This window comes from Kribbella sp. NPDC056951 (assembly GCF_042674205.1).
GTDB classification, from domain to species: Bacteria; Actinomycetota; Actinomycetes; order Propionibacteriales; family Kribbellaceae; genus Kribbella; species Kribbella yunnanensis.
The window spans coordinates 228,189-249,446 of the sequence record NZ_JBHUQZ010000005.1 but is presented as its reverse complement, the minus strand read 5'-3'; the positions used below and the strand labels follow the sequence as shown (position 1 = coordinate 249,446).

The 21,258-nt window shown below is 66.9% G+C and carries 18 protein-coding genes; 12 read left to right on the top strand and 6 right to left on the bottom strand.

Annotated features, from left to right (window positions below):
* Positions 1 to 4 precede the first annotated feature (4 nt).
* On the top strand, positions 5 to 805 hold the full coding sequence (locus ACFTSF_RS21920) for a GNAT family N-acetyltransferase (protein WP_380155539.1): 801 nt from the start codon (positions 5 to 7) through the stop codon (positions 803 to 805).
* Positions 802 to 2,766, top strand: a complete 1,965-nt coding sequence (locus ACFTSF_RS21915; RefSeq protein WP_380155538.1) for a prolyl oligopeptidase family serine peptidase — start codon at positions 802 to 804, stop codon at positions 2,764 to 2,766. The genes ACFTSF_RS21920 and ACFTSF_RS21915 overlap by 4 nt, the downstream gene beginning before the upstream one ends.
* Positions 2,767 to 2,775: 9 nt before the next feature.
* Here the strand turns inward: ACFTSF_RS21915 and ACFTSF_RS21910 are convergent, their stop codons facing one another.
* Positions 2,776 to 3,249: a GNAT family N-acetyltransferase gene (locus ACFTSF_RS21910; RefSeq protein ID WP_380155537.1), complete on the bottom strand. Its 474-nt coding sequence runs from the start codon at positions 3,247 to 3,249 to the stop codon at positions 2,776 to 2,778.
* A gap of 151 nt (positions 3,250 to 3,400) precedes the next feature.
* Complete coding sequence (locus tag ACFTSF_RS21905) at positions 3,401 to 4,198, bottom strand: SGNH/GDSL hydrolase family protein (RefSeq protein ID WP_380155536.1); 798 nt, start codon at positions 4,196 to 4,198, stop codon at positions 3,401 to 3,403.
* Positions 4,199 to 4,331: 133 nt separating this feature from the next.
* Here ACFTSF_RS21905 and ACFTSF_RS21900 point away from each other — a divergent pair, with 133 nt between their 5' ends.
* Positions 4,332 to 4,772 (top strand): cupin domain-containing protein, encoded by a 441-nt coding sequence (locus ACFTSF_RS21900; RefSeq protein WP_344146000.1) that lies wholly within the window; start codon positions 4,332 to 4,334, stop codon positions 4,770 to 4,772.
* An 85-nt stretch (positions 4,773 to 4,857) separates the two neighbouring features.
* Positions 4,858 to 7,836 (top strand): sacsin N-terminal ATP-binding-like domain-containing protein, encoded by a 2,979-nt coding sequence (locus ACFTSF_RS21895; protein ID WP_380155535.1) that lies wholly within the window; start codon positions 4,858 to 4,860, stop codon positions 7,834 to 7,836.
* On the opposite strand, the gene ACFTSF_RS21890 is transcribed toward ACFTSF_RS21895, so the two are convergent.
* Positions 7,833 to 8,585: an SDR family NAD(P)-dependent oxidoreductase gene (locus ACFTSF_RS21890; RefSeq protein ID WP_380155534.1), complete on the bottom strand. Its 753-nt coding sequence runs from the start codon at positions 8,583 to 8,585 to the stop codon at positions 7,833 to 7,835. The genes ACFTSF_RS21895 and ACFTSF_RS21890 overlap by 4 nt on opposite strands.
* A 113-nt stretch (positions 8,586 to 8,698) precedes the next feature.
* Here ACFTSF_RS21890 and ACFTSF_RS21885 point away from each other — a divergent pair, with 113 nt between their 5' ends.
* Positions 8,699 to 9,079, top strand: a complete 381-nt coding sequence (locus ACFTSF_RS21885; protein WP_380155532.1) for a winged helix-turn-helix transcriptional regulator — start codon at positions 8,699 to 8,701, stop codon at positions 9,077 to 9,079.
* Here ACFTSF_RS21885 and ACFTSF_RS21880 read toward each other — a convergent pair.
* Together ACFTSF_RS21880 and ACFTSF_RS21875 are read right to left on the bottom strand one after the other, a co-directional pair.
* Positions 9,055 to 10,896, bottom strand: coding sequence for a BTAD domain-containing putative transcriptional regulator (locus ACFTSF_RS21880; protein WP_380155531.1), 1,842 nt, complete (start codon positions 10,894 to 10,896; stop codon positions 9,055 to 9,057). The two genes, ACFTSF_RS21885 and ACFTSF_RS21880, sit on opposite strands and share 25 nt — an antisense overlap.
* 38 nt (positions 10,897 to 10,934) lie before the next feature.
* Positions 10,935 to 11,750 (bottom strand): class I SAM-dependent methyltransferase, encoded by an 816-nt coding sequence (locus ACFTSF_RS21875; protein ID WP_380155529.1) that lies wholly within the window; start codon positions 11,748 to 11,750, stop codon positions 10,935 to 10,937.
* Positions 11,751 to 12,048: 298 nt separating this feature from the next.
* On the opposite strand from ACFTSF_RS21875, the gene ACFTSF_RS21870 reads away from it, so the two are divergent.
* From ACFTSF_RS21870 to ACFTSF_RS21850, 5 genes are read left to right on the top strand one after another with little or no spacing between them, the layout of a single operon-like run.
* Positions 12,049 to 13,917: an ABC transporter substrate-binding protein gene (locus tag ACFTSF_RS21870; RefSeq protein WP_380155527.1), complete on the top strand. Its 1,869-nt coding sequence runs from the start codon at positions 12,049 to 12,051 to the stop codon at positions 13,915 to 13,917.
* Positions 13,914 to 15,011: an ABC transporter permease gene (locus ACFTSF_RS21865; protein ID WP_380155525.1), complete on the top strand. Its 1,098-nt coding sequence runs from the start codon at positions 13,914 to 13,916 to the stop codon at positions 15,009 to 15,011. The genes ACFTSF_RS21870 and ACFTSF_RS21865 overlap by 4 nt, the downstream gene beginning before the upstream one ends.
* Positions 15,012 to 15,016: 5 nt before the next feature.
* Complete coding sequence (locus ACFTSF_RS21860; protein ID WP_344145979.1) at positions 15,017 to 15,892, top strand: ABC transporter permease; 876 nt, start codon at positions 15,017 to 15,019, stop codon at positions 15,890 to 15,892.
* Positions 15,885 to 16,745, top strand: coding sequence for an ABC transporter ATP-binding protein (locus tag ACFTSF_RS21855; protein WP_380155523.1), 861 nt, complete (start codon positions 15,885 to 15,887; stop codon positions 16,743 to 16,745). The genes ACFTSF_RS21860 and ACFTSF_RS21855 overlap by 8 nt, the downstream gene beginning before the upstream one ends.
* Complete coding sequence (locus tag ACFTSF_RS21850; RefSeq protein ID WP_380155522.1) at positions 16,742 to 17,629, top strand: ABC transporter ATP-binding protein; 888 nt, start codon at positions 16,742 to 16,744, stop codon at positions 17,627 to 17,629. Before ACFTSF_RS21855 ends, ACFTSF_RS21850 begins: the two co-directional genes overlap by 4 nt.
* A 10-nt stretch (positions 17,630 to 17,639) precedes the next feature.
* On the opposite strand, the gene ACFTSF_RS21845 is transcribed toward ACFTSF_RS21850, so the two are convergent.
* Complete coding sequence (locus tag ACFTSF_RS21845) at positions 17,640 to 19,673, bottom strand: phosphocholine-specific phospholipase C (protein ID WP_380155521.1); 2,034 nt, start codon at positions 19,671 to 19,673, stop codon at positions 17,640 to 17,642.
* Positions 19,674 to 19,836: 163 nt separating this feature from the next.
* On the opposite strand from ACFTSF_RS21845, the gene ACFTSF_RS21840 reads away from it, so the two are divergent.
* Together ACFTSF_RS21840 and ACFTSF_RS21835 are read left to right on the top strand one after the other, a co-directional pair.
* Positions 19,837 to 20,427 (top strand): histone deacetylase, encoded by a 591-nt coding sequence (locus ACFTSF_RS21840; protein ID WP_380155520.1) that lies wholly within the window; start codon positions 19,837 to 19,839, stop codon positions 20,425 to 20,427.
* Positions 20,427 to 21,236, top strand: coding sequence for an amidohydrolase family protein (locus ACFTSF_RS21835; RefSeq protein WP_380155518.1), 810 nt, complete (start codon positions 20,427 to 20,429; stop codon positions 21,234 to 21,236). Before ACFTSF_RS21840 ends, ACFTSF_RS21835 begins: the two co-directional genes overlap by 1 nt.
* The last annotated feature ends 22 nt before the right edge of the window (positions 21,237 to 21,258 follow it).

Here is a 21,258-nt window from a genome sequence, read left to right as displayed (position 1 = left end):
TCCTGTGACTGACGATCAGAAGACCGACCAGGTCGCGCGGCTGCTGTCGGCGTACGACGATCAACTGCGCGGTACCAGCGAGAGCGCCGACGTTCCGACGAGTACGGACGGGCCCGTGATCCGGGTCGAGTACCCGAACCGTGGGTTCGTGAGTTACCGCTCTCTCGAGGGTCTCGACGGTGCTGAGCTGGACGCGTTGATCGCACGGCAGCGCGAGTACTTCGCGGCCAAGGGATGGCCGGTCGAGTGGAAGTTGCGCGGGCACGATCTGCCGGCGGATCTGCCGGACCGTCTGCGCGCCGCCGGCTTCGAGCCGGAGGAACAGGAGACCGTGCTGATCGCCGAGAGCGCGGAGATCGTGGACCGGTTGCGCAGGCGCGACGTCGTCGATGGAGTGTCGATTCGGTTGGCCGGTGAGCGCGCCGACTTCGAGCGGATCGCGGCGATGGAGTCGACAGTCTGGAACGACGACTGGTCCTGGCTCGCTGACGATCTCGAGCGCCGGCACGCCACCGGCCTGACCGACATCTACGTTGCCGAGGCCGACGGTCAGGTCGTTTCGGCCGCGTGGGCTGTGTACAAGAAGGACACCGAGTTCACCGGTCTGTGGGGTGGCTCGACGCTGGCCGAGTGGCGAGGCAAGGGCATCTACAAGGCGCTCGTCGCCGTTCGGGCCGCCCGGGCTGTTGCCCAGGGCTACAAATATCTCCACGTCGACGCATCGGACGACAGCTCGCCGATCCTGCAACGGCTGGGCTTTCTCCCGGTGACGACCACGACTCCCTACGTTCACACGCCGCAGTGATCCGGTCGTCAGAGGACCTGCCTCGTCAGTTCGCGCGGACGCGACGTTTCACCGCCGGAGCCGTTACGGGTCTCGCGATCGACAGCACCGGCCGGTACGCGATGTTCAACCGCAGCGGCTCGCTCTGGGCGGTCGATGGTGCTCGCGGTCGCGAACAACGCCTCGGCCCAGCCGACAGCTACAGTACGGCGCTCGCCCGCGTCTGCCTGCGGACCGCGGAAGGAGTCTCGGTCACCAACCTGGACACCGGCGATCGGACCGACCTTCCGATCGGTGCCGTCGACGCGGCCCGGATCGATCCGACCGCCACGATGATCGCCTTCGCGCAGGGTGGAGCACTCGAAATCGTCGGTGTCGACGGCAGCGAGCGCCGTACCCTCGCGAAGCCGGACGGTGAGGCGGTGACCTGGGGTGTTCCCGAGTTCGCCGCATCGCTGTCGATGGGCCGAGAGAGCGCTATCTGGTGGTCTCCGAGCGGAGATCAGCTGCTGGTCGCCCGCGTCGACGAGAGCCGGGTCGAGCTGCGCCACCTCGCCGATCCGACCCGGCCGGATGCTCAGCCGAAGAGAATCCGCTATCCCCGGGCCGGCACGACCAATGCGCAGGTGACGCTCAGCCTGATCGCTTTGGACGGCGGCCGCGTGGAGGTCGAGTGGGACAACGTCGAGTTCGAGTACCTGGTTCAGGCCGCTTGGACGACGGAGAAGCCGCTGTTCGCGGTGCAGAGTCGCGATCAGCGCCGGGTCCTGCTGCTCGAGGCCGATCCGGCGACGGGGGAGACGGCCGTCGTCCGCGAGGTCACCGATGAGCAGTGGGTCGACGTCCAGCCCGGTACGCCGACGCGGACCGCCGACGGTCAGCTGGTGTGGATCGAGCGCGACCTCAGTTGTGACACCAACCGGCTTGTCGTCGGCACGGATTTCGTCACGCCGCCGGGCCTCCAGGTTGCCGAGATCCGGTCTGTTTCTACGGCGGGAATCGCTCTCTTGGCGCAGACCGAGCCAACTGAGACGCAGCTCTACTGCTATGACGGTGACCTGCGCGCCCTCACCACGGAGTCGGGCGTCAACGACGGGTTCGTTGCCGAAGGCACCTTGCTGCTCGACTGCTGCACCATGAACGAACGCCGGATCACGATCAACGGCCGCCCCATCCAGTCCCGCCCGGAGCGACCGCACCTCGAGCTCGACGTCGAGCTGATCAAGGCCGGCCCCGACGAGCTGCGCACCGCCGTCTTCCGGCCCTCCTGGCATCGCCCCGGTATGCCGAACCTCCCGGTCCTCCTGAACCCGTACGCCGGCCCCGGATTCCAGCTCGTGATGGCGCACCCAGCGCCGTACTATGCGGTCTCGCGGTGGTTCGCCGAACAAGGGTTCGTCGTGATCAGCGCTGACGGCCGAGGTACGCCGGGCCGCGGACCGGCGTACGAGCGCGCTGTCCACGGCGACGTGAAGAACCCCGCTTTGGACGACCAGATCGCGGCCCTGCACGGGGTCGCCGAGCGGTACGGCGATCTGGATCTGGAGCGAGTCGCGATGCGCGGATGGAGCTACAGCGGCTTCTTGGCGGCCGCTGCGGTGATCCATCGGCCGGACGTGTTCCATGCCGGGATCGCGGGTGCGCCGGTCACTGATCAACGCCAGTACGACAGCTACTGGAAAGAGCGCTTTCTCGGGCACCCGGACGAGGAGCCCGCGGCCTACCGCCGCGGATCCTTGTTGCCGTACGCAACGGAGCTCACGCGGCCGTTGCTGATCATCCAAGGTCTCGCGGACACCAACGTCTGGAGTTCGCATGCCCTGCGCCTGAGTGGAGCGCTGTCCGCGGCAGGCAATCAGCACGAACTGATCGTCCTCCCCGGTGAAGGGCACAGCATCGCCGACGAGGACACGATCGCCAACCTGCTGTATCGCGAACTCGACTTCCTGCGGCGGTCTCTCGGGGTCCCGGTGCGTGACTGAGAACGGGCGTCAGTCGAGACGGAGAATGGTTTCTTCGATCTCGGCCTGGCGCGCGTTGGCGTAGCCGATGTCGGTGCCGGTGATGACGAACCCGGCTCTCTGCAGCACCCTGAGCGAGCCGGCGTTGTCACTGGCCGCGCGGGCGTGGATCGGCCGGACGGTGGTGCGCTCAAGGAGCAGGGCGAGTGCCTGTCCGGCGATACCTTGTCCCCATACAGACCGGTTGATCCAGTAGGTGACCTCGGTGTTGCCCTCAAGCTCGAAGCGGCCGACGGTCCCGACCAACTGGCCGTCGCGGGTGACGGCGAGGAAGGTCAGCTCGGGATCGGATCTCAGTCGCGCGATGTGTGCGTCGAACGCCTCGCGGTCGTTGGGATCCCGGGCGGTGAAGGCCGCCATCCGGACCGACTCCGGATCCCGCATCTGCTCGAATAAGGCGTCGAGATCGCCGTCCTCGACGTCCCGCAGTGCCACCACAGCCATGATTCGTCCTCTCGCCGATCCTGCACCCGCAACGTAACAACGGCCACCGACAGTTTCAGCCGCCAGCAGTTTCAGGCGCAGGCGGTTTGAGGCGCCGGCAGTTCTAGGTGCCGCCAGTTCTGCGGCGCCGACAGGTTGCGGTGCTGGCCGTTCAGCCGCGGAGGTGGTTGATGATGAGGTCGGCGACGGCGCGCATGCCGGCGGCGTTCGGGTGGTACGGCACGAAGCCGCCGAGGATGCCGGGCGGACGCAGGGTGAAGCCGGTCGTCCACGGCTCAGCGGAGCCGATGGCGTGCTCGCGACTGGCCGCGGAGGCGGCGATCAGGTCCGCGCCGGTGGCCGCTGCGGCCTTGGCGAATGCGGTGGCCAATCCGTCAGCCATTATCGCGACGCTCGGCAACTGCTCTTCATTCAGCGGCACGTCGAGCCGCGGGCGAGTGCTCGGGCCAACCAGCGTCAGGTAGTCGACGAGCAGGATGCGCGCTTTCGGGGAGCGCTCTCTGACGTTCTCGACCACGGTCGCCAGCGAGTCCGCGGCCGCTTGGTAGGCGGCATCGTCCTTGAGATAGCTGACCCGCGCACGGATCCGGTTCGCGACCCGGCGGCCGAGCAGAGTCGCCGGCTTGGCCAGAGTGTTCAGCGCGCTCCCGCGCAGGAACGTCCCGACGTACTCGAGATCGTTGCCCCCGGCAGTGATCGTGACGAGAGCGGTATCCGGCCCGACCGCCTCGACCTGGGGCGGCGCATCGTCCTGGCGGGTGTCGAGCAGATGTGCGGTGGTCGCGCCGGAGTACGTCACATCGATGAGGTCGAGACCGAGCTCCGCCGCGACGAGGTGCGCGTAGTTGTGGCCCGAACGGCCTGCCGGTTTGTGCACGATCGGGTCGATTCCGGGACCCGCTGCGAACGAACTTCCGAGGGCGACGTACCGGCTGCCGGGTGGGATCACCGCCCAACCATAACCGCGACCTGGCAGCATGGCTCTCGCGCTGTGACTGACCAGAATGTGGATGGCGATGTCACAAGGCAGACACCTCGCCGGTCTTCACCTGCGAAACCAAACACCCTGAAGGGAACCACTCATGCGCGCAGTTACTCGGGGAGCGCTCTCCGCGTTCTCGATCACCGGTCTGGCGGCCGCGACACTGGTCGGCGTACCGGCCACCGCGAACGCGACCCCGCCGTCCGGCGTCACCGGCGAGATCCTGTGGCAGAAGACGGTCGGCGACACGGACATCGTCTACCGCAAGATCACCATCCAGCCGGGCGGGACGACCGGCTGGCACTTCCACGACGGTAACCTGATCGCCCGGGTGGCCGAAGGCACCCTCGACCACTTCGGCAGCGACTGCAAGTCCGACGGTCACTACAAGAAGGGTTCGGTCTTCCACGAACCCGACCACCAGACCCACATCGGGCGCAACCTGACCGACAAGCCGATCGTGCTGCTGGTCTACTACTTCAACCCGAAGGGCGCCCCGCTGTCCGAGGACGCGGCGAACCCGGGCTGTTCGTTCCAGTGAGAGAGCGCTCGCCGGGGCAGATCACGATGTCCCGGCGGGCACCCTCGCCGTACCGGTCGGCCCACGCCCCGGCATACTGCACCGCGTGAGTGACGATGTGTTCGGAACGGCCGGGATCCGCGAACGCGTCCTGGCAGGCTGGTCCGCCGCGCCGGTGCGGTTCCGGGAGGACGCGAACGCGGAGGAAGATCTCGCACTCGGCGGGTACGTCGACCGCCTGGTGATCGAGCTCGCCCAGAACGCCGCGGACGCCGCCGTCCGCGCGGGAGTACCTGGCCGGGTGCTCTTCGAGTTCCGCGGGAACACGCTCGTGGTCGCCAACACCGGTACGCCGTTGTCCGCGGAAGGCGTCGAGTCCCTGGCAACGCTGCGAGCCTCGGCCAAGCGCGACGCGGACGAGTCGGCCGTCGGACGGTTCGGGGTCGGGTTCTCCGCGGTTCTGTCGGTGACCGACGAGCCGGTGATCCTGTCGCGCACCGGCGGTGTCAGGTTCTCCAAGGCTGACACCGCGGCAGCGATCGCAGCACTCGGCGAGACCGGCCTCGACACCGAGGTACGCCGGCGCGACGGCAAGGTGCCGGTCTTGCGCCTGCCGTTCGCCGCCGAAGGCGAACCGCCGGCCGGCTACGACACCGCGGTCATCCTGCCGCTACGCGACGAGGCCGCGGCTGCTCTTGTCGCCCGCCTGCTCGCCGAAGCTGGTGATCCGCTCCTGCTAGCGCTCCCCGGCCTCTCAAGCATCGTCCTCGAGACCGACGATGGCACTCGCGTTCTCGAGAACGCGGAATCGCGCTGGTGGATCCACCGCACCGCAGGAACGTTCGACGCCGGCGAACGCGAACAGTTGCTCGCCGACCGCCCCATCGAAGAGCGCTCTCGCCCGTACTACTCCGTGCTCTGGGCCCTCCCACGCGATCCCGGCACGACTCTGCCGAACGTCGTCCAAGCGCCGACCCCGACCGAGGAAGCGCTCTCTCTGCCGGCGCTCCTGCTGGCGAGCTTCCCCCTCGACCCAACCCGCCGCCATGTAGCCAAGGGCCCACTCACCGACCGCCTGGTCCACGAAGCAGCCACGGCCTACGCCGACCTCCTCCACCGACGCGCGGAGCGCCCCGAGCAGAATGTGTTGCCGCTGGTACCCACGGGGTTGGCGGCTGGTGTGCTGGATCAGGCGCTGCGGGAGGCGATTCTCGGTGTACTGCCGGGGACGGCGATCGTGCGTGCAGTCGAGGACGGCAGCTTGCTGCGTCCACGGGACGCGGTGGTCGTCGAAGGTGCTGATGATGCGTTCAACCGGGTGCTGGCGCCGATCGTTCCGGGGCTGATCGGTTCGGCCCGGCAGGACCGGCTTGCGCTGGATGCACTCGGGGTTCGGCGGTTGGAGTTGGCCGAGGTCGTGGACCAGCTCGGGACCGCCGCGGCCGACGAGTCGCCGGAGTGGTGGAGCGCTCTCTACGGATCTCTCTCCGGCATGGTGACGGACGCGCTGCTGCGCGAATCCCTTGGTACGTTGCCGGTTCCGCTAGCCGACGGCCGCCTCGTCCGCGGTGCACGCGCATTGCTTCTTCCCGGTCCGGAGCTCCCGATCGACGTCCTCGCTGAGTTCGGCGAGTACGGCGTTCGCGTCGTCCACCCGGCCGCCGTGGACCCAGCGCTCGAGCGACTCGGCGCGATCCCCGCATCACCACGCTCGTTGCTCGAAGACAGCGCCGTACGAACCGTCGTCGAGCATTCCGCCGAGGCAGACGACCCAGACGCGATCGCACACGCCGTACTGAGCCTGGTTGCGACTGACCCGGCGCAGGCCGAAGGCCTCTGGTGGCTGTCCGATCTCGTACTGCGTGACGTGGACGGCGAGCTGGTGCCGGCAAACGCTCTCGTGGTTCCTGGGTCCGACGCCGAGGCGGTGCTGGACGACGAGGAGGTTGCACCGATCGATCCCGCGGTCGTCGAGCGGTACGGACTGCCCGCGCTGGCGGCCGTCGGCGTACTCGCGACTCTCGGGATCGTCACATCCTCGGATGTCGCGCTGGACCGGTTGCCGGAAGCCCTCAAGGACCTGGATGCGATCGAGGACTGGGCATACGACGTCGCGCCCGACGGTTCCCGGTACGGCGCAACCGTCGGCGAACTCACCGCGATCCGCGACCTCGACTGGATCAAGGACGACGCCTGGCCGCGGGTTCTCGGAATCCTCGGGACTGCTCCCGAACTACGCCGCGCTCTGGTGACTCAGGTGCGCGTGGTTGGCCCCGACGACCGCCCGCTCGGCGTGCCGTCGTACTCCGCGTGGTGGATCAGAGAGCGCGTTCTCCTCGAGGACGGCGAGCCCTTGGCCGGCCGGGCCGATCCCGACGCGGACCATGTTCTCGCGGCGTTCCTGGACGAGGCCCCCGAGTGGACTCGCGATCTCGATCCCGAGGTCCGGTCGGCGGTGGGCCTGGTACGTGAGGTCGGCGATCTCGACGCGGACGGGATCAGCCTGGTGCTGGAGCGCCTCGCCGATCCGGATCAGGAGATCTCAGAGAGCGCTCTCCTCCGTTTCTGGCGGCAGTTGGGGACGCTGCCGTTGTTTCCCGGTGACGCTCCAGAGCATGTCCGAGTGCTGGGGGAGGACGGCTGGACCGAAGTGGTCGAGGCCGATGCTGCCGTCGTCGCGGACAGCCCGATGTGGTTGCAGCGCGCCGATCTCGGCGGTTTCGTGGTCGCCTCCGGCGCTGCGGCCGACGGGTTGAGCGACCTGCTCGACGTACCGCTCGCCCAAGAAGTTGCCGAAGGCAAGATCGACGGTGCCGGGACGCCTGCCGACGTACCGGAGCTCGTGCGCGAACTAGTCCCCGAGGTCCCGCACGTGTGGTGGGAGCACGAGGAACTCACCGTCGACGGCGTCGAGGTCTCCTGGTGGGTAGACGCCGACGGCGCCCCACACGCTGCCACCTTCGACGGCCTAGCCAAAGCCCTAGCCTGGGCCAGCACCCGCTGGGACCGCCGCCACGTCATCCGAGCCGTCCTCAACGAACCCGACCGAACCTCAGAACTCCTCGTCGATGCCTCTTACGACTAGCCGGCTGACTCGCTGCCGCCGGTGAGCAGGTCGGGCCACTCGTCCTGCGGCGGGTGGATGCGCTCGGGGTGGTCGCGGGTGCTGAGCATCTCCCAGTACAGCTCAGCGAGGTCAGCCGGGTCGACGGATGGGGCACTGGCGAAGTCAGGGCTCGCGGCGACCATGTCCTCGTAGGTGCGGCTGTTCCGGATGCCGGTCGCGATCGTGAGGGTGCCGGCGTAGATGCCGGTTCCCGCAAGCTCGGCGTTCAAGGTGTGGATCCAGTGCCGTGCCGCTGACATCACCGGGCCGACGCCGCTCATGCCTGGCGGGCTCTGAATGGCGGTCGCGCCCTGGCCGAGCAGGATGGCGCCGGAACCGGTCGCGCGCCACTGCGGCAGAACCGCCTTGACCAGCTCGATCGGGGTGTACAGGTAGAGCTCGGCGAACGGCCGCAAGCCGGCTGCGGTGAGATCGGTGGCCGGGGAGAAGGGCAGGGTTTCGCCGACCGGTGCGTACTCGATCACGTCGATCCGGCCGAAGCGGCCGGTGATCGCGGCGATCAGGTCCGGTAGCTGGGCGGAGTCGGACAGATCGGCAGCGAAGGCCGCGGCCTCGACGCCGTCCTGGGCCAGTTCGGCGGCCAGGGCATCGAGCGGTTCCTTGCGTCGGGCAACGAGTGCGACGGCGTAGCCCGCCGTCCCGAAACGACGGGCGACAGCGGCGCCCAGGCCGGAGCCTGCGCCGAAGACGGCAATGGTCGGTGACATGGGAACTCCTTGCAGAGATCGATTCTTACCTTCTGTTCGTAACACCATGATTGGTTAGAATCAGAAACTTACAAAAGGCACATCCATGTGCGTGACTTACCTGGGAGGACCCGATGCGAGCCACTGCCGGACCGTGTGCCAACTGGCCGGGAGACCCGGACTTCATTCGCGAGCTCATGGAGCGGACCGGGGACAAGTGGACGATGCTGGTCGTCGCCACGCTCTCGGACGGCCCACTGCGCTACACCGAGCTGCAGCATTCGGTTCCCGGCATTTCCCAGCGGATGCTGACCCTGACCCTGCGCCAGCTGACCAGAGACGGCCTGATCACGCGGACGTCGTACCCGGAAGTCCCGCCGCGCGTCGAGTACGCGCTCACCCCGCTGGGCCGGAGCCTGCTCGGCGCCGTCCTCGCGATGGCGGCCTGGTCCGTCGAGAATCACGAGGAGGTCCGGGCGAACCGGGAGCGCTACGACCTGTTGGAGTCCGGCTGAAGCAGAGCGTGCAGGTGCGGGTTGTCGATGCCCGGGGCGAGAGAGCGTGCTCTGGTGGTTGCTTGCGGGTCGCCTAGGGCGGCCAGGTGGAGGTAGGCGCGGGCTTGGAGTTCGCGGAGGTCGCAGCGGGCCGCGAGGGTGGACAGGGCCGCGGCTAGTGGGTGGGCGCGGTTGGTGTCGTTGCGGGTCAGGGCTGCGGTGATGGCTGCGTCTAGGACGTGGGCGTGGACCCATTGGTAGCGGTCGGGTTCCTGGCCGGCGCGTGAGAGAGCGCGATCCAGCCATTCGGTGGCTGTTGAGTGATCGCCGCGGGCGGTGTGTAGGAGGGCGAGGCCGCGGCCGGCCATGGCTTCCCAGCAAGGGTCGTTGAGTTGGCAGCCGAGGGCCCAGGCTTCCTCGAAGCCGGTGGTGGAGTCGTTGAGGTTTCCGGCGTACAGGTCGAGTTCGGCTGCCAGGGCTTGGGGCCAAGGGAGGAAGGCGATCCAGCGTTCGCGCCGGACTAGGTCGAGTGTGCCCTGGATGGCGGTAGCCGCCGAGGCGTACTCGGCGCGCAGCAGGTGTGCGCGCCCGACGAGGGACCAGGACCAGGCTTGCTGGCGGGGATCACCGCAGCTCGCGGCGAGTTCGACGGATTCGCCTAGTTGCTCGAAGGCTGTGGGGTAGTCGCCTCGGTCGGAGGCATTCATGCCGCGGACGCCGAGGATGGCGGCGCGTTCGCCGGCGGTGTCGGCCAGTTGTTGGGCGCGCGTGAGCCAGTTGTCGGCGGTCTGGCGGCGGCCGGCCTGGACTTCGATGAAGCCGAGTTCGCGGAGGGCGAGAACGGCCGTAGAGCGCTCTCCGGCCTCTTCTGCCACGAGAAGTGCTTGGTGCAGGACGATGGCGCCTTCTTCGTCATGACCGCGGATCGCGTGGACGAGCGCACCGCCGAGTGCTGCGAGTGCGCGGGCTTCGAGCGTCTTGTCGCGACACTGCACAGCGAGGGTGGCGGCTTGGCGCAGACATTGGAGACCGGCATCGACGGCTCCCGCGACGATTGCGGCCCGGCCCGCCTGGAGCTGGCTCACGGCGGCGGCTCGGCCGCTGAGCGGTGGGGTGGGATCTGGGACGAGTGTCGCAGCTTCGTGTAGTGACGAGGTGACCTCGATGCCGAGCTCGCGGCGGAACAGTTCCGCACACTGCGAGATCCGTTGCAGGGCTGCGATCCGATCGCCGGAGGCGGCCAGGCTGCGGATGAGGAGCTCGTGATTTCCCTGTTTGTGCGGATCGATGTCAACGGCCTTGGCAGCAAAGGGAATGGCCGCCTCGGCCTGGCCGGACGCGAGCCGGGAGATCGCTCTCTGGCGTAGCTGAGCCTCGATCTCACTCGCGATCCGACGACGTTCGAGGAGCAACCAGGACTCGAACTCCGGGCAGGACTCGAGCTCGATTCCCTCGAGCAATTCACCGGTCGCGAGCAGGTCGTCGTCGCTCGCGGCGGCCAGTCGCAGTACGTCGGCAGTCATGGCGCCGGTCAGGACCGGATCGCCGGTGAGCAGGCCCGGTACGCCGATCGCGCGCCGGAGCTCGGCCAACGACCAGCGCAGTGCGCCGAGTGGATCGTCGGCGTCGGCGAAGAACAGGTCGGACAGTCGTCGGCGGCTGGGTGGCCGCTCGGCCAGTAACAGATAGCCGAGCAGCCCCCAGGCCTTCCGTCCTCGCGGTTGCCGGACCGCGGCGCCGTTCCGCTCCACCCTCGGCGGACCGAGCAACCGGATCTCGACGACCGGAACATCCCGCACCAGAGATCTCGCCCCCTCGCCTGAGATCTCCAGTGTCACCTGGAGATCCCGATCCGCCGAGGGCTCGGCGTACTGGATCAGCGGCGGATTCCCACCACCTCGAGATATTCGGCCCGGGCAGCGACCGTGCCGTCGGTTGCGTAGTCGAACGCTCGCGGTACGTCGGCGAGTTCGGCGGCGAACCGGTATCGGTCCGCATCGTCGAGCGTCCCGGCCAGCCGCGTGATCGGACCGTAGTTGTCGATGAACCACTGCGCGAAGTGCTCCGGCGAGTGGTAGCGGAACACGTGCTCCCGCTTGGTGATCGCGGTGAACTCGACCCGGTCGCCGAACAGCTCGTGCAGGTGCTGTTCGGTGCCCCACAGGGTGGGGGACCGGACGCCGGCCGGCGGCGGGGCCCACTTCGACACGGCTTTGAAGAGCTGGCCGATCATCCCGGCCGGAGTCCAGCTGGAGAGCGCGATCCGGCCGCCTGGTTTGGTGACCCGGACCAGTTCGTCCGCAGCCTGCTGATGATTCGGCGCGAACATCACGCCGACTGTGCTCAGCACTACGTCGTACGACGCGTCCGGCAGCGGAAGGTCTTCGGCATCGCCCTCGACGAAGGTCACCGGAAGGTGTTCGGCGACGGCTCGTTCGCGGCCCTGATCGAGCAGGTTGACCGCGTAGTCGACACCGGTCGCCTCCGCGAACCGCCGGGCTGCCGCGAGCGCCGCGTTGCCTTGGCCGCAGGCGACGTCGAGAACGCGCTCTCCGGCGTGCACATCGGCGGCCTCGGCCAGCAGCTCCGCGATCAGCTGCAATGTGTTGCCCACCCGCGGGTAGTCACCGGTCTCCCAGCCCGCTCGCTGGTTCTTCTTGATCGCCTCGTAGTCGATCGTCGTACTGCTCACTTGTCGTTCCCCCAAAGTTGCCGATACCGGCCACGGGATGCGGCCGTTGCACCAAGAGAAACCGGTCACCGTGTGACGCGGCGTGTGACAACCACGGTGTGACCACTCGTTCACGTGGTCACGGACAGCGAAACATCGTTGTCAGAGGTTGGTATATCGACTGATCTGCGGGTTTGGGCTCAGTTTTGCAACGTGGCAATGAACTCTTGCCAACGTTGTCAACGCTACTTATAGTCCGTGGCACCTCTCGGTCGGTGATGGTCCGGTCAACGCAACGGAAACTGAGGTGACTTTCGTCATGAGCACAGTCCCTGACAGGAACACCGCGCCCGCCAGCAACGAAGGGCCGCGCCCGCAGTTCGAAGACGTCGCCGAGGTTGTCCGCTACCAACTCAGCCGGCGCAGCCTGGTCGGCGGAGGTGCCGCGGCCGCGCTGACCGGTCTGCTGGCCGCGTGCTCCGGTGGTGGCTCGTACTCGGACAAGCCCGCGAACAACAAGCCCGTGGCGACGAAGTCGGTCCAGATCGGCAAGGCCAACATCCCGGTCCCGCGGGATCAGACGTTGATCGTCGGCCAGGTCGAGTTCACCGTCTTCGACAGCTTCAACAACCTGATCCCGAACGGCGCGCCGGGCAGCGGCGGCTACGAGATGTGCCGCGAAGCCATGTTCTACCTCAGTTTCGCCACCGGTGAGCTGACTCCCTGGCTGGCCACCGGATACAAGTACAACGCCGACCACACCGAGCTGACGATCAACTTCGATCCGGCGGCGAAGTGGAGCGACGGGAAACCGCTCACTGCGAACGACTTCAAGTTCACCGTGATGCTGCTGCGCGACCGCCCGGAGCTGTTCGGTGGCGGCGGCGAGCTGAAGGAGTTCGTCAAGGAGATCGCGGTCCCGGATCCGCAGACCGCGGTGATCAAGCTGACCAAGGCGACGCCGCGGTTCCACTACAACTTCATCTCCGCGATCTACGCCGGGTTCGACATCATGCCGGAGCACATCTGGAAGTCGCAGGACCCGACGAAGTTCAAGAACAACCCGCCGGTCAAGAGCGGGCCGTACAAGCTCAAGCAGGCGATCCGGAACCAGAAGATGTTCGTCTGGGAGAAGGATCCGAACTACTGGAACAAGGGCAAGCTCGACGTCGGACCCCAGTTCGTCGTCTACCAGAGCACGTCGAAACAGGCCGACCAGGCCGCGCTCGCGTTCGAGCGGGCCGAGTTCGACGTCGGCTCGATCGACGAGCAGCACGCCAAGCAGCTGCGCAACACCGGGTACCCGAACCTGGTCACCACCCAGTTCAACGACCCGAACCCGCGGGTGCTGTGGCTGAACTGCGACCCGTCGCGCGGGGTCATCTCGGAGCCGAAGATGCGCTGGGCGATCAACTACTGCCTGGACCGGGAGAAGATCGGCAAGTCGATCTGGCCGGTCGAGGTGCCACCGGCGATCTACCCGTGGGCGGACTACCCGACCAATGAGAAGTGGAAGAACGACGAGATCGCGAACAAGTACAAGTTCGAGTTCAACCCGCAGAAGGCGACCGAGCTGCTCGACCAGATCTGCCCGAAGAACGCCGCCGGGAAGCGCGCGTACAAGGGTAAGGAGGTCAACCTCGAGATCATCACAGCCTCACCGGTCGACGGTGGCGAGTACGCGATCGCCAACGTGCTCAAGACCGAGCTGGCGAAGGTCGGCGTACCGGCGACGCTGCGCAGCCTGTCCGGCAGCGTGCACGGTGAGAAGTTCGAGCGCGGTGAGTACGACATCGACTCCAACTGGGCCGGCATCTCGTTCGACCCCGCGCAGCTGTACGCCGACTGGGAGAGCACCCGGGCGCAGCCGATCGGCAAGAACGCGGCCGGCAAGAACAAGATGCGCTACCGGAACCCGAAGTTCGACACCCTGTCGCGCCAGCTCGCCGCGATGGACCCGGCGGCTCCGGAGGCGAAGCCGCTGCTCGACCAGGCTCTGGAGATCTACTTCCAGGACCTGCCGTTGCTGCCGGTGATCCAGACCGGCTACCCGTCGTACTTCAACACCGTCTTCTGGACCGGCTGGCCGACCGACGAGGATCTGTACCAGGTGCCGCTGAACTGGTGGCAGCACTTCATGTTCATCCTCGCCAAGATCAAGCCCACCGGTACGAAGGGCCCGGCGTGACGGCGGAGGCCCCGCCGGCGGTTGCTACAGGCAACAGCCAGGACTCCGCATCCCCGGCGTCGGGGGTGCGGGCCTGGATGTCGCGGCACCCGCTGGCGGCGTACGCCGTGCGCCGGTTCGGGCTGTACCTGGTGGAGCTGTGGGGAGCGCTCACCATCGCGTTCTTCTTCTTCCGGTTGATGCCCGGTGATCCGATCCAGACGCTGATCCAGAGCCTGCAGCAGAACTACATCTACAACCAGCAGGCCTCGGCCGAGATCATCGCCCGGTACCGCGCCGAGTTCGGACTCGACGGGAACCTGCTGTCGCAGTACCTGGTCTACATGAAGAAGCTGATCCTGCACGGCGATCTCGGGCCGTCGCTGATCAGCTACCCGACGCCTGCGCAGGACGTGATCCTGCGATCGTTGCCCTGGACAATCGGCCTGCTCGGGATCTCCGCCGTACTGGCGTGGGTCCTCGGGCTGGCGCTCGGCGCGGTCGCGGGCTGGCGGCGCGGCAAGCTCGGGTCGCGGATCATGACGAACCTGTCGATCGCGCTCTCTCACGTTCCGTTCTTCTTCGTGGCGCTGATCCTGGTTTACATCTTCGCGTACTCACTGGGCTGGCTACCGGCGCGCTCGGCGTACGACTCCAATATCAATCCGGGCTTCAGTCCGGCCTTCATCGGCAGTTTGCTGAAGTACGGGTTGCTGCCGGGGTTGTCGATCGTGCTGATCGGGACCTTCGGCTGGATCCTGTCGACGCGGATGCTGATGGTGCCCGTGCTCGGTGAGGACTACCTCGTGTACGCCGAGGCCAAGGGCCTGAAGCCGTGGCGGATCCTGACCCGGTACGCGCTGCGCAACTGCTACCTGCCGCAGGTCACCGCGTTCGGCATCTCGCTCGGCTTCATCTTCAACGGCAACGTCCTGGTCGAGCAGCTGTTCAACTATCCGGGTCTCGGGACGACCCTCGTCACCGCGATCCAGCAGCTCGACTTCAACACCATTCTCGGCGTCACGGATATCGCGATCTTCTCCGTCCTGACCGCCGTCCTCCTGCTCGATCTCCTCCTCCCGTTGCTTGACCCGCGCGTCAAGTACTGGAAGTGATGCTCATGAGAATCCTGACAGCTGTACTGCGGACGATCCGGAACAGCCGGCGGTTGGCGATCGGGCTGGCGATCCTGTTCGTGATGGTGCTGATCGCGCTGCTCAGCCCGCTGATCGTCAAGGGGATCGGCGGATCGACGGACCCGCTGGAACTCGCGGCGTACGAGCGGTGGCTGGTGCCCGGGCCCGATCATCTGCTCGGCACCGACCAGTTCGGGCGGGACGTGCTGGCGATGGTGGTGAGCGCTCTCTCGGTGTCTCTCCAGATCGGCGCGATCGCCGGCGTGATCTCGACGGTGGTCGGGGTGATCGTGGCGTTCGTGGCCGGGTACAAGGGCGGCTGGATCGACGGGATCCTCTCGACGTTCACCGGGATCCTGCTGGTGATCCCGACGTTCCCGTTGCTGATCGCACTCTCTGCGTACGCGAAGAACGTGAGTTTGTTCCAGGTCGGCGTGATGATCTCGATCTTCGCCTGGCCGTTCGCGGCCAAGACGATCCGCGCCCAGGTGCTCAGTCTGCGGTCGCGGCCGTACGTCGATCTGGCCCGCGTGAGCAAGGCCCGCGACCTGGAGATCATCACCACCGAACTGCTGCCGAACCTGCTGCCGTTCATCGGGGTCGGGTTCGCGTCGTCGGCGCTGGGCGCGATCTTCGGGCTGGTCGGTCTGGAGATCATCGGGCTCGGGCCGGGTGGCGTGATCGACCTCGGCCAGATCATCTTCAACGCGATCAACACCGGCGCGCTGACCCTCGGCGCCTGGCCGATGTTCGTCGTACCGATCGTCTTGCTGACCTTGCTGTTCGCCGCGCTGAACATGGTGAACATCGGGCTCGAAGAGGTCTACAACCCACGCCTGAGGGGAGTGGCCGGTGAGTGAATCGGTGAAGGAATCCGCCAAGCACAAGGGGACCTCGACCGACTCCGGGTCGGTGCTGGAGATCAAGGGTCTCGACGTCACCTACTCGACCAACCGCGGCGACGTGCAGGCTGTTCGCGGGCTGGATCTCGCCGTCCGCCGAGGCGAGATCCTCGGGATCGCGGGGGAGTCGGGCAGCGGGAAGAGCACGCTCGCCGTGGCGCTGCTGCGGCTGCTCAAACCACCAGGCAAGGTGACGGCCGGTTCGGTGATGTTCCACCCGGCCGGGCGGTCGCCGGTCGACCTGCTGAAGGTGAACGGCGAGGAACTCCGGGTCCTGCGATGGAGCGCTCTCTCGTATCTCCCACAGGGATCCATGAGTTCGCTGAATCCGGTGATGCGCGTTCAGGACCAGTTCAAGGACGTGATCCTGGAACACGCGCCGGCGCGCAAGGATTCACTCGGTGAGCTGATCCCGCGGCTGCTGAGTCAGGTGGGTCTGGAGCCGCGTGTCGCCCGGATGTATCCGCACGAGTTGTCCGGCGGGATGAAGCAGCGAGTGCTGATGGCGATCGCGGTAGCCCTGGAACCTGATCTCGTGATCGCGGACGAACCGACCACCGCTCTGGACGTGACGATCCAGCGGGTGATCCTGCAGTCGCTCGCCGATCTGCGCACCGACTTCGGAGTGACGCTGATGGTGATCTCGCACGACATGGGCGTGCACGCGCAACTGGCCGACCGGGTCGCGGTGATGTACGAAGGCCGGCTGGTCGAGGTCGGCGACGTACGGCAGGTGTTCAAGGATCCGCAGGACACCTACACCCGCCAGCTCATCGACTCGATTCCGCGGGTCGGAAGGAGAGCACAATGAAGTCCGAGCTCGAGCTCCGCAATGTCCAGCAACGATTCCACGCCCGCGGGGTCGCCGCCGGATACATCACCGCGGTCGACGACGTGAGCTTCACCCTCGCCGCCCAGCCTCCGCAGGTCGTCAGCCTGGTGGGCCAGAGCGGCAGCGGGAAGAGCACGATCGCCCGGAACGTGCTGGGTCTGCAGAAACCGACTTCAGGAAGCGTTCTCTACGGCGGCAAGGACATCTTCAAACTCAGCCGTGCCGAGTACGACGCCTATCGCCGCGACGTGCAGCCGGTGTTCCAGGACCCGTACGCGATCTTCAACCCGTTCTACCGGGTCGATCGCGTGCTCTGGAAGGCGGTGAAGAAGTTCGGCCTGACCAAGAGCCGTTCCAAGGGCCTCCAGCTGATCGAGGAGTCCTTGAGAGCAGTGCGTCTCGAGCCGGAGAACGTTCTCGGGCGTTACCCGCATCAGCTCTCCGGCGGTCAGCGCCAGCGCATCATGCTGGCCCGCGTACACATGCTCCGGCCGTCGTTCATCATCGCGGACGAACCCGTGTCGATGCTGGATGCCCAAGTCCGCAAGCACTTCCTGGACATCCTGCTCGACTTCCAGCGTGAGCACGGCATGACCACGCTCTTCATCACCCACGACCTGTCCACCGTCTACTACCTCGGCGGCGAAGTCATGGTGATCACCAAGGGCGAGATCGTCGAACGCGGCCCGGTCTCCACAGTCATGCACGAGCCGAGCCACCCGTACACCAAACTCCTGCTCGACTCCATCCCGCAACCCGACCCCGACAACCGCTGGACGAACCGCATCACGGTCGACGAACTCGAGGACCAGGAACGTTCCGACGCCAAGGCTGCCCCGGCGCCGGAAGCTCCCATCCTCTAACCGCGACGAGTCAGACCGTGCGGATGGCCGGATCGCTGAGACCAGGGGTGCCGGTTTCGACGTGGCCGGCGAAGCGGCGTTGGTACGACGTATCGGTCGGAGTGGTGACGGTGACGTCGTACCAGCGGCGGGTGGTGGTGACGGTGTGAGTGGTCGTGCCGGGTTGGAGGTTGAGGGTCTTCGGGGTGCCGCCGTAGGCGTTGGTGATGGTGACCTTGCGGGCGACGTCGGTGGTGAGGGTGAGCTTGAAGTCGCCGGTGCGGGTGTCGCGGCCGGTGACCTCGAGGGTGGTGGCCGGCTTGCCCTTGAAACCGCGGAGGAAGCCGTTCGCGCTGTGCACGGTCAGGTCGTAGATGCCGCCGTACGCGGTCGCGTTCCAGCTGTCAGAGAGCGATTTCCCGGCCGAGGTCGTGTACGTCCAGGGGCCGTCGGCGCGGTTGGCCGCGGTCACCAGGAACTGCGCGCCGGCGTGAGCTCCGGACGCGAACGTCAAGGTGTAACGACCGTTGGCCGAAGCGCCGTCGATGGTCGATGCGTAGGGCAACGGCCTGGTACGGCGGGAGCCGCGTTCCTGCGCGGGGACGGCGCCGACCGCGGGTGGCGCGGGGACGTACGACGGGTGCCGCTCGTTGTCCGGCGGCTCGTAGTCCGAGGTGTCGGGGAGCGGGACCGGCCGGCTGTCCGCCGTACCGAAGTCGAAGGCGGAAGTGAGGTCACCGCAGATCGCGCGCCGCCACGGCGAGATGTTCGGCTCTTCGACGCCGAATCGCTTCTCCATGAAGCGGATCACGGAGGTGTGGTCGAAGACCTCGGAACACGTGTAGCCGCCGGTGCTCCACGGGGACACGACGAACATCGGGACGCGCGGTCCGAGGCCGTACGGGCCGGCGGTGTACTTCTTGTCGCCGGGGAAGTTGTCCGGGGCAACGTCGACTGTGGACAGGCCTTGGTTCGCGTCCTTCGGGGGGAACGGCGGGACGATGTGGTCGAAGAAGCCGTCGTTCTCGTCGTACGTGATGAAGAGCGCGGTCTTGCTCCACACCTTCGGGTTCGAGGTGAGGGCGTCGAGGACGCGGGAGATGTACCAGGCGCCGTAGTTGGTCGGCCAGTTGGAGTGCTCGCTGAACGCTTCGGGGGCCGCGATCCAGGAGATCTTCGGGAGCCGGTTGGCCTGCACGTCCGCACGCAGCTGGCCGAAGTAATCCTCGCCGGCCTTGGCGTTCGTACCGGTCCGGGCCTTCTCGTAGAGAACGTCGCCGGGCTTCGCGTTGCGGTAGTTGTTGAAGTACAGCAACGAGTTGTCGCCGTAGTTGCCGCGGTAAGCGTCCTCGATCCAGCCCCAGCTGCCCGCCGCGTCCAGGCCGTCGCCGATGTCCTGGTAGACCTTCCACGACACACCGGCCTGCTCGAGCCGCTCCGGGTACGTCGTCCAGCCGTAGCCGAGCTCGTCATTGCCGAGAACCGGGCCGCCGCCGGTGCCGTCGTTCCCGGTGTAGCCGGACCACAGGTAGTACCGGTTCGGGTCGGTCGCGCCGATGAACGAGCAGTGGTACGAATCGCACAGCGTGAACTTGTCCGCGAGCGCGTAGTGGAACGGGATGTCCTCGCGCGTCAGGTACGCCATCGTGGGGACACCCTTGGCCGGGATCCACTGGTCGTACTTGCCGCCGTTGATGCCCAGGTGCCCGTCCGGCCAGCTGTGCGGAAGCCCGGTCAGGAACTGCAGCCCGAGGTCGTCGGCATCCGGGTGGAACGGCGGGATCTCCTTGCCTGTCTTGTCCCGCTGGTAGTAGACCGGCTTCCCGCTCGGCAACGTCACCGGCCGCGGATCCCCGAAACCGCGGACCCCCTTCATGGTGCCGAAGTAATGGTCGAACGACCGGTTCTCCTGCATCAGTACGACGATGTGCTCGACGTCGTTGATGTCGCCGCACTGGCGATGCGCCGGGATCGCAGCGGCCTGCTCGATACTGTTCGCCATCGCAGCGAAGCCGGCCGAAGCTCCGGCCAGCTGCAGGAACCTGCGGCGATTGATGTCTGGCATGGGTGTCTCCTGTCGGACGGGTGGGGCGGATGGAGTGTCAACCACGGGCACTGCATCGCAGGCACCCTAACCTGAACGATTAACCGACGGAAGATGAACTTTCCTGTTCCCAATTAAGCAGTTTCACACCTTTATGATCACTCGAAGCGGAAGGTAACTCTCGGTGGATCGCGTCTGGTACGTCGCGTACGGCTCCAACCTCGCCCTCGATCGCTTCACTTGCTACCTCGCCGGCGGCCGCCCCTCCGGTGGAGCCCGCACCTATCCAGGCTGCCGAGATCACACCGCGCCGACCCGCATCGAGGGCGTCGAGGTTGATGGCGGTCTGCTGTTTGCGGGGGAGTCGAAGGTGTGGGGTGGCGGCTCCGCGTTCTTTGATCCCGCGGCGCCCCGCAAGGTTGCGGGGCGCGCCTATCTGCTCACCGCGGATCAGTTCGGTGATGTCGCGGCGCAGGAGATGTGGCGCGAGCCCGGCGGGGAGTTCGCCCGCAAGCTCGCGGCGCTGCTGCCGGAGGTGGTAGAGCTGCACACGATGGGGCCGGGCCGGTACGAGACCGTGGTGCGGCTAGGGGAGTACGACGGGTTCCCGATGTTCACCATCACGCATGGGTCGGTGGCTGACCTCGAGCCGGTCGCGCCGGCGGCGTCGTACTTGCAATGGATCGTCACCGGGTTGCGCGAGGCGCATGGGTGGGATGACGAGCTTGTACGACGCTATCTGTTGAGTGCGCCCGGCGTGGAGAGGTGGAGCTGATGGTGGTCGACGCGTGGATGCAGCATCCGACTCGGCGGATGTTGGAGCAGGACTGGCTGGAGTCGTTGCGGCGGTGGACTGGGGAGGAGTTCTCGGCCGAGGTGCCGGTGGGGCGGACTATTGCGGCGATGGATGCCGGTGGGGTTGAGGTTGGGCTGATCAGCGCCTGGTATGCGCCGGAGGGCGTGCTTGTCAGCAACGACGAGGTGGCGGGGTTTGTGGCGCAGTACCCCGAGCGGCTGGTGGGTGTCGCGTCGGTTGACCTGCGGCGACCGATGGACGCCGTACGGGAGTTGCGGCGGGCCGTCCGCGAACTGGGGATGTGCGCGCTGCGGGTGGTGCCGTGGTTGTGGGGGTTGCCGCCTAACGACCGGCGCTACTACCCCTTGTACGCCGAGTGTGTGGAGCTCGGGATTCCGTTCTGCACGCAGGTCGGGCACACCGGTCCGTTGCGGTCGTCCGAGCCCGGACGACCGATCCCGTATCTCGACGAGGTCGCTCTCGACTTCCCGGAGCTGACAATCGTGGGCGGTCACATCGGGTACCCCTGGACCGTCGAGATGATCGCGCTCTCCACCAAGTATCCGAACGTCTACATCGACACGTCGGCATACACGATCCAGCGCTACCCACCCGAGCTCGTCGCCTACCTGCGCACGCACGGTCGCGGCAAGGTTCTCTTCGGGACGAACTACCCGATGATCTCGCCCGAGAAAGCGCTCTCTGGTCTCGAGATCCTGGATCTCGACGCCGAAGCTCAAGACCTGTTCCTGAGCGGCAACGCGCGCCGCGTCTTCGGCCTCACCTGAGACCGAAGACGCGGCGAACCGT

What these genes read in the sequence shown, in the direction of transcription:
- ACFTSF_RS21870 (WP_380155527.1), top strand. Translation starts at nt 12,049, where the DNA reads ATGAGCACAGTCCCTGACAGGAACACCGCGCCCGCCAGCAACGAAGGG.
- ACFTSF_RS21900 (WP_344146000.1), top strand. Translation starts at nt 4,332, where the DNA reads ATGCGCGCAGTTACTCGGGGAGCGCTCTCCGCGTTCTCGATCACCGGT.
- ACFTSF_RS21835 (WP_380155518.1), top strand. Translation starts at nt 20,427, where the DNA reads ATGGTGGTCGACGCGTGGATGCAGCATCCGACTCGGCGGATGTTGGAG.
- ACFTSF_RS21845 (WP_380155521.1), bottom strand. Translation starts at nt 19,673, where the DNA reads ATGCCAGACATCAATCGCCGCAGGTTCCTGCAGCTGGCCGGAGCTTCG.
- ACFTSF_RS21850 (WP_380155522.1), top strand. Translation starts at nt 16,742, where the DNA reads ATGAAGTCCGAGCTCGAGCTCCGCAATGTCCAGCAACGATTCCACGCC.
- ACFTSF_RS21860 (WP_344145979.1), top strand. Translation starts at nt 15,017, where the DNA reads ATGAGAATCCTGACAGCTGTACTGCGGACGATCCGGAACAGCCGGCGG.
- ACFTSF_RS21890 (WP_380155534.1), bottom strand. Translation starts at nt 8,585, where the DNA reads ATGTCACCGACCATTGCCGTCTTCGGCGCAGGCTCCGGCCTGGGCGCC.
- ACFTSF_RS21885 (WP_380155532.1), top strand. Translation starts at nt 8,699, where the DNA reads ATGCGAGCCACTGCCGGACCGTGTGCCAACTGGCCGGGAGACCCGGAC.
- ACFTSF_RS21910 (WP_380155537.1), bottom strand. Translation starts at nt 3,249, where the DNA reads ATGGCTGTGGTGGCACTGCGGGACGTCGAGGACGGCGATCTCGACGCC.